General features: G+C 68.6%; 6 protein-coding genes and 1 pseudogene. All 7 read right to left on the bottom strand.

Features of this window, described 5'->3' with window-relative positions; genetic code table 11:
• A pseudogene (locus J5X07_RS13180) lies at window positions 1-144 on the bottom strand (ornithine carbamoyltransferase); the annotation flags it as partial.
• Between the two features lie 49 nt (window positions 145-193).
• A complete protein-coding gene (locus J5X07_RS12630; protein WP_124934745.1) occupies window positions 194-1,450 on the bottom strand; it encodes an arginine deiminase in 1,257 nt (418 codons plus the stop codon).
• A gap of 99 nt (window positions 1,451-1,549) precedes the next feature.
• Window positions 1,550-3,019, bottom strand: coding sequence for an arginine-ornithine antiporter (gene arcD, locus J5X07_RS12625; protein ID WP_124934746.1), 1,470 nt, complete (start codon window positions 3,017-3,019; stop codon window positions 1,550-1,552).
• A 319-nt stretch (window positions 3,020-3,338) separates the two neighbouring features.
• Window positions 3,339-5,435 (bottom strand): excinuclease ABC subunit UvrB, encoded by a 2,097-nt coding sequence (gene uvrB / locus J5X07_RS12620; protein ID WP_208480033.1) that lies wholly within the window; start codon window positions 5,433-5,435, stop codon window positions 3,339-3,341.
• Between the two features lie 245 nt (window positions 5,436-5,680).
• Complete coding sequence (gene coaE / locus J5X07_RS12615) at window positions 5,681-6,310, bottom strand: dephospho-CoA kinase (RefSeq protein ID WP_124934748.1); 630 nt, start codon at window positions 6,308-6,310, stop codon at window positions 5,681-5,683.
• A 67-nt stretch (window positions 6,311-6,377) separates the two neighbouring features.
• Entirely contained in the window at window positions 6,378-6,704 is a 327-nt protein-coding gene (locus J5X07_RS12610) for a DMT family transporter (RefSeq protein WP_124934749.1), read from the bottom strand.
• A gap of 9 nt (window positions 6,705-6,713) precedes the next feature.
• Window positions 6,714-6,845: integrase core domain-containing protein (locus J5X07_RS12605; RefSeq protein WP_208478801.1), on the bottom strand; the 132-nt coding region annotated here is incomplete at its 5' end.

Genomic DNA, 6,845 nt, shown 5'->3' with positions numbered 1-6,845 from the left:
GTTCTTCCCCTCCAAACGACGAACCTCACGCCCCTCCTTCTTCGCAGCCTTCAACTCAGCCGCCAGCTCAAGCAGACCACCCCACTCCTGAGCAGAGAAATCCAACTCCTTAAGAAAACTACGGCCAGACAATTCGTGACTCATGACAAGGGCTCCTTCGTTCTCGTGATCGGTGAATCGACTGATCGGCGGATCAGTAGGCGGGGTCCCGGTCGATGGGGCAGGTCATGCAGTGGCCTCCGCCGCGGCCGCGCCCCAGCTCGGAGGAGGGGATCTCCAGGACCTCGATGCCCGCGTCGCGCAGGTTGGCGTTGATCGAGTAGTTGCGATCGTAGGCCACGACCACTCCCGGGGACAGGGCCACGACGTTGTTGCCGTCGTTCCACTGCTCGCATTCCGCCCCGTAGCGGCCGGCGGTGGAGCGCACCGCGTGGAGCTGGACCCCCAGGGCCTGGGACACGGTGCCCAGGAAGTCGTTGCCGTCGTAGTCGACCCTGATGCCCCCGCGCTGGGAGTCGTCGGGACGCAGGGAGAAGGCGTCCATCGCCTTGACGACGGGCTCGTAGATGTTGACCACCTCCTGGGAGCAGAGGGTGAAGACGGTGTCCAGGTGCATCGCCGCGCGCTCCTTGGGCATCCGGGCGGCGATGACGCGCTCGGCGGAGCCCGCGTCGAACAGCGACTTGGCGATCTGGCTGACGGCCTGGAAGGTGGAGCGCTCCCCCATGCCGACCAGGACCACGCCCTTGCCCACGGGCATGATGTCGCCGCCCTCGATGAAGGTGTGCCCCATGTCCTTGTCCACCGTGTCCAGCCAGGTGTGGTGGCTGTAGGTGAACATGGGGTGGTACCTGTAGATCGCCGTCAGCAGCAGGACCTCGCGGCGCCGGGCGCCCCAGTACATGCGGGACAGCTCCACGCCGTCGTAGATCCACGCGGAGTTGTCGCGGGTGAACAGCGTGTTGGGCAGCGGGGCGATGAGCATCTCCGGGTCATCGCTGTTGACGTGGAAGGGCGCGATCCCGGTGCCCAGGATGTCGGAGGGGACCTCATCGGAGACCAGCCCCCCGATGAGCAGCTCGGCCAGCTCGGCGGAGGGCATCTCGTCCATCCAGGCCCGGAGGTCCTCGGCCACGCCCACCCCCATGGTGGCGTGGTTGACGCGGCGGTCCAGGATGAAGGCCCGGCCCTCGGGGATGCTCAGGACCTCGGAGAGCAGGTCGCGCAGCTCCAGGACCTCCACGCCGCGCTCGCGCATGAGGCTGACGAAGGTGTCGTGGTCGCGCTGGGCCTTGGGCACGTCCAGGACGTCGTCGAAGAGCAGGTCGTGGCAGTTGGACGGGGTGAGGAACTCGTGGGCCCGGCCGGGGCGGCAGACCATGACACGCCGCAGCGTGCCGACCTCCGACCAGACTCCGTGCTTGATGGCGGTCTCATCCTTGGTGGACATGGGAACCTCTCTGTTCGATGGTGATGCGATGCCCGGCAGTGCTTGGCTGCACCGCCGCGCCCTGCCGGTGCGGCGCGGCGCCTGAGGCCCATGGCCTCATCACTCCAGGGACAGGGTCCCCTGGGACAGGCCGTAGACGGTGTAGCCGGCCATGGCGACCAGGACCGCCACCAGGGCCCACTCCAGGGGCTTGAGGAGGGGGCGCGCCTGCTGCTCGCTGCGCGCCTTGAGGAAGAAGGGCAGGCCGACGAGGTAGAAGACGGAGGTGTAGAGCAGGTAGACCAGGCCCGCCGCGTAGAGCAGCCACAGGCCGTAGAGCGTGCCCAGCACGCCGACGACCATGTCGATGGCCGAGATGCCGGACCCGCCCTGGAGGGCGACCCTGACCTGGTAGAGGGCCGAGAGCAGGTAGGGCAGCAGGATGAGCGAGGAGGCCAGGAGGATGAGCGCGGTGTAGGTCGAGGCGTTGAAGTAGGTCCAGACGAGGAAGAGCTGGACCAGGAGCATCGTCAACCACAGGGCCGCGGCGGGCACCTCCTTGGCGTTCTCCTTGCCGAAGACGCGGGGCATGAGCCCCTCGATCGCGGGGACGCGGATGATCTCGGCGCACATGAGGAACCAGGACAGCAGCGCCCCGACCAGGGAGATGATCAGGCCCAGGGCGATGAACTTCGCGCCCCAGGGGCCGACGGCGGCCTCGAGGACGCCGGCGAGCGAGGGGTCGCTCAGCCCTGCCAGCTCGGGGCGCGCGACGATGCCGTAGGACAGGATGTTGACCGCCAGCAGGAGCGCCAGCACCGAGACGAATCCGATGATCGTGGCCCGGCCGACGTCGGTGCGGGACCGGGCGCGCTCGGAGAAGACCGAGGCGCCCTCCACGCCGATGAACACCCACACGGTCACCAGCATCATGGACTTGACCTGGTGGAGGACTCCGCCCAGGGAGGAGTCCCCCGTGCCCCAGAAGTCCGCGGTGAACAGATCCAGCTTGAAGGAGAGGATGCCGATGACGATGAAGACGATGAGGGGCAGGATCTTGCCAATGGTCACCAGCGCGTTCACCACGGCCGCCTCCCGGATCCCCCTGAGGATGAGAACGTGGAAGAGCCACAGGACCAGGGAGGCGATGATAATGGCCTGAGCCGTGTTCCCGTTGCCGAATCCGGGGAGGAAGACCCCGAGGGAGGCCATGAGGAGGACCAGGTAGCCGACATTCCCGATCCATGCCGACATCCAGTACCCCCAGGCCGAGGAGAAGCCGACGAGGTCGCCGAAGCCCGCCCGGGCGTAGCCGTAGATGCCCGCATCGATCTCCGGCTTCGTCACTGCCAGGCGCTGGAAGACGAAGGCGAGCATGAGCATGCCCAGCCCGGTGACGATCCACCCGATAATGAGGGGGCCGGGCGCCGCCGCACCGGCCATCTGGTGGGGAAGGCTGAAGATCCCCCCTCCGATCATCGAGCCGATGACGAGGGCGACGAGCGCAGCGAGGGGGACCTTCCGGTTCGAGGGCTGCTCTGTTGCCGTGGTATTACCGGCTCCGACGCCGGCGTCGATGGCCTCACCCATGAAGCCGCTCCTTTGTGGATAGCAGGAAGATATCGCTTGACCCACAGTATCCCCGATCACCGAGGAGAAGGCAAAGATGCCCGGAGGCCCCCGGGAATGAATAGTTAACCTCACCGATGAATAGTTGCAGGATTAGTTCCGACGAGGGGCCACGATGCCGGATACTCCCTTGGGCGGCGGAGCGTCATTGTCTTGGGGGGCCATGCATCCGGACTGAAACCTGCATGCTCACTGTGGTTCCGCTGACTGTGACCTTGAAGACTGGTTGGGACCTAGGTCCATCTCCTCGACGCCGGCGCGCATGAGCAGCAGGTCCAGCTCACTGCGCGGCGCGCATGCCCCGCAGCTCCTTCTTCAGGTCCTGGATCTCGTCGCGCAGGCGGGCCGCCAGCTCGAAGTGGAGATCCTCGGCGGCGGCGTGCATCTGCTGGGTGAGCTCGTTGATGAGCTCGACCAGCTCGCCCTCGGCGGCCCCTGCCAGCCTCTCGCGGACCGTGGACTCGGCGGCCCTGCGGCGGTTGGCGCGCACGGCGGCGTCCTCGTGCCCGCGGTAGCCGCCGGCCAGGAGCTCGGCGGTGTCGACGTCCTCGCGGGCGAGCATGTCGGTGACATCGGCGATCCGCTTGCGCAGCGGCTGGGGATCGATGCCGTGCTCGGTGTTGTAGGCCAGCTGCTTGGCGCGCCGGCGCTCGGTCTCCTCAATGGCCTCGGCCATGGCCGGGGTGACCTGGTCGGCGTACATGTGGACCTCGCCGGAGACGTTGCGCGCCGCCCGCCCGATGGTCTGGATGAGGGAGCGGGTCGAGCGCAGGAAGCCCTCCTTGTCCGCATCCAGGATGGAGACCAGCGAGACCTCCGGCAGGTCCAGTCCCTCACGCAGCAGATTGATGCCCACCAGGACGTCGAAGCGCCCCAGGCGCAGCTCGCGCAGCAGCTCCACGCGCCGCAGCGTGTCGACGTCGGAGTGCAGGTACTCCACCCGCACGCCGCGCTCGGCCAGGTAGGTGGTCAGGTCCTCGGCCATGCGCTTGGTCAGCGTCGTCACCAGGACGCGCTCGTCCTTGTCCACCCGCAGGCGCACCTGCTCGAGCAGATCGTCGATCTGGCCCTGGGTGGGCTTGACCACGACCTTGGGGTCCACCAGCCCGGTGGGCCGGATGATCTGCTCCACCACGCCGTCGGACAGCTGCGTCTCGTAGTCCCCGGGCGTGGCCGAGAGGTAGATGGTCTGCCCGATGCGGTCGTTGAACTCCGCGAAGGTCAGGGGCCGGTTGTCCAGGGCGCTGGGCAGGCGGAAGCCGTGCTCGACCAGGGTGCGCTTGCGGGAGGCGTCGCCCTCGAACATGGCGCCGATCTGGGGGACGGTCACGTGGGACTCGTCGATGACCAGCAGGAAGTCCTCGGGGAAGTAGTCCAGCAGGGTGTTGGGCGGGGTGCCGGGCTCGCGCCCGTCGATGTGCAGGGAGTAGTTCTCCACCCCCGAGCAGGCCCCGATCTGCTGGAGCATCTCCAGATCGTAGGTGGTGCGCATGCGCAGGCGCTGGGCCTCCAGGAGCCGCCCGTCGCGCTCCAGGGCCGCCAGGCGCTCGGCCAGCTCGGCCTCGATGCCCTCGATGGCCCGGGCCATGCGCTCGGGCCCGGCCACATAGTGGGAGGCGGGGAAGACGAAGACCTGCTCGGCCGAGGCGATGACCTCCCCGGTGACCGGGTGGAGGGTGGCCAGGGCCTCGATCTCGTCGCCGAAGAACTCGATGCGGATGGCGAGCTCCTCGTACATGGGGATGATCTCCACCGTGTCCCCCCGCACCCGGAAGGTGCCGCGGGTGAAGTCGGTGTCATTGCGGGTGTACTGCATGGACACGAAGCGCCGCAGCAGGTCGTCGCGATCGATGGCCTGCCCCACCTCCAGGGGGGTCATGCGGTCGACGTACTCCTGGGGGGTGCCCAGGCCGTAGATGCAGGAGACCGAGGAGACCACGACGACGTCGCGGCGGGTGAGCAGGGAGTTGGTGGCGCTGTGGCGCAGGCGCTCGACCTCGTCGTTGATGGAGGAGTCCTTCTCGATGAAGGTGTCCGTCTGGGGCACGTAGGCCTCGGGCTGGTAGTAATCGTAGTAGGAGACGAAGTACTCCACCGCGTTGTGGGGCAGCAGCTCTCGGAACTCCGCGGCCATCTGCGCCGCCAGGGTCTTGTTCGGCTCCAGGATGAGGGTGGGGCGCTGGACCTGCTCGACCAGCCAGGCGGTGGTGGCCGACTTGCCCGTCCCGGTGGCGCCGAGCAGGACGATGTCCTTCTCCCCCGCCGCCAGGCGCTCGGCGAGCTCGGCGATGGCGGTGGGCTGGTCCCCGCTGGGGGTGTAGGGGCTGATGACCTCGAAGGGCTTGGCGGCTCGCTGGAGCTCGGTCACGGGGCGCATGCCCCCAGGCTACGCGCCTGTCACGAGTCCCTCCCGTTGCCGCCCCGCAACGGGATTGATACGAGTCACCTCTGTTTCGTTGCCCTATCTATACGTCCCCCCATTAGGCTGGTGGTCGCGCACCGCATCCCACCGCCCCCGCACCGAACAGGAGCCCCCATGGCCTTCATCCTCGCCGTGTCCGCCACGATCCTCGGGGCGATCGGCCCCAGCCGCACGCCCTCGCGCAGGGCCTGCTGAGACCGCTACTCCGCCAGGCGCTCCTGCCACATGCGCGCCACGGCCCGGGCCAGGTCCTCCAGACTCCCGGAGTTGGCGATGATGACGTCGGCCACGGCCCGGCGCTCGGCGTCGGTGGCCTGCGAGGCGATCCGGGCCATGGCCTGCTCGGGCTCCAGCCCGCGCTCGGCCAGGCGCCCGATGCGCGCCTCCAGGTCGGCCTCGACCACGACGACCAGGTCGAACATGTCCTGCATCTGCCCCTCCACCAGCAGGGGCACGTCGTAGACGGCGACCTGCCCGGCCGGCACGGCGTCGATGCGCGCCCAGGCCTCGGCGGCGATGAGCGGCAGGAGGATCTCCTCCAGGCGCGCCCGGCGCAGCTCGTCGGCGAAGACGATCGCCCCGAGGGCCGAGCGGTCCAGGGAGCCCTCGGGAGTGAGGATCCCCTCGCCGAACTCGGCGACGACGGCGGCCAGGCCCTGGCTGCCGGGCTCCACGACGTCCCGGGCGACGTCGTCGGCCACGACGATGGTGGCCCCGTGCTCGGCCAGGAGACCGGCGACGGTGGATTTCCCGGAGCCGATCCCCCCGGTCAGACCGACGCGCAGGGCGCGCCCATCGGGACGGCGTGTGGTCAGTGCTGAGTGGCTCATACCATCATGATGCCCGCCCCAACGGCGATTATGGTCCCGCTCCGCTCCTGGCTCAGCGCAGATCGCGCTACGGCGCCGTGGTCGCGGTCAGCTTGAGCCCGACGACGCAGCCCACCAGCACCATGAGCAGGGCGATGCGCACGATGGACACGGGCTCGGCACCGGTGGCCATGGCCCAGATGGCCGTGGTGGCCGCGCCGACGGCGGTCCACACCGCATAGCCCGTGCCCACCGGGATGTCTCGCAGCGCATAGGCCAGCCCGCTCATCGAGACCAGGAGGCAGGCGGCGAAGACCAGGGAGGGCCACAGGCGCGTCAGCCCCTCGGAGCGGGCCAGGGCGGTGGCCCACACGGCCTCGAACAGGCCGGAGGCCAGGAGGATGATCCAGGGCATGGCAGGAGCCTAGTTGTACTTCCCCGTGAGGTTGTGGACGCGGCTGGCGGGGGTTTGGCCGTCGAGGGCGGTGTGGGGGCGGTGGTGATTGTAGGAGTGCAGCCAGTCCTGGTAGGCGGTCTCGCGCTGGGTCTGGCTGGT

Source organism: Actinomyces bowdenii (assembly GCF_017592395.1).
In the GTDB taxonomy this organism is placed as follows: domain Bacteria; phylum Actinomycetota; class Actinomycetes; order Actinomycetales; family Actinomycetaceae; genus Actinomyces; species Actinomyces bowdenii.
Note: the sequence above shows the minus strand (reverse complement) of the source record. Positions and strands in the feature narration are given on the sequence as shown.

Excerpts from the sequence above, each read along its gene's own strand:
- J5X07_RS12630 (WP_124934745.1), bottom strand. The coding sequence starts at position 1,450 with ATGTCCACCAAGGATGAGACCGCCATCAAGCACGGAGTCTGGTCGGAG.
- J5X07_RS12610 (WP_124934749.1), bottom strand. The coding sequence starts at position 6,704 with ATGCCCTGGATCATCCTCCTGGCCTCCGGCCTGTTCGAGGCCGTGTGG.
- uvrB (WP_208480033.1), bottom strand. The coding sequence starts at position 5,435 with ATGCGCCCCGTGACCGAGCTCCAGCGAGCCGCCAAGCCCTTCGAGGTC.
- coaE (WP_124934748.1), bottom strand. The coding sequence starts at position 6,310 with ATGAGCCACTCAGCACTGACCACACGCCGTCCCGATGGGCGCGCCCTG.
- arcD (WP_124934746.1), bottom strand. The coding sequence starts at position 3,019 with ATGGGTGAGGCCATCGACGCCGGCGTCGGAGCCGGTAATACCACGGCA.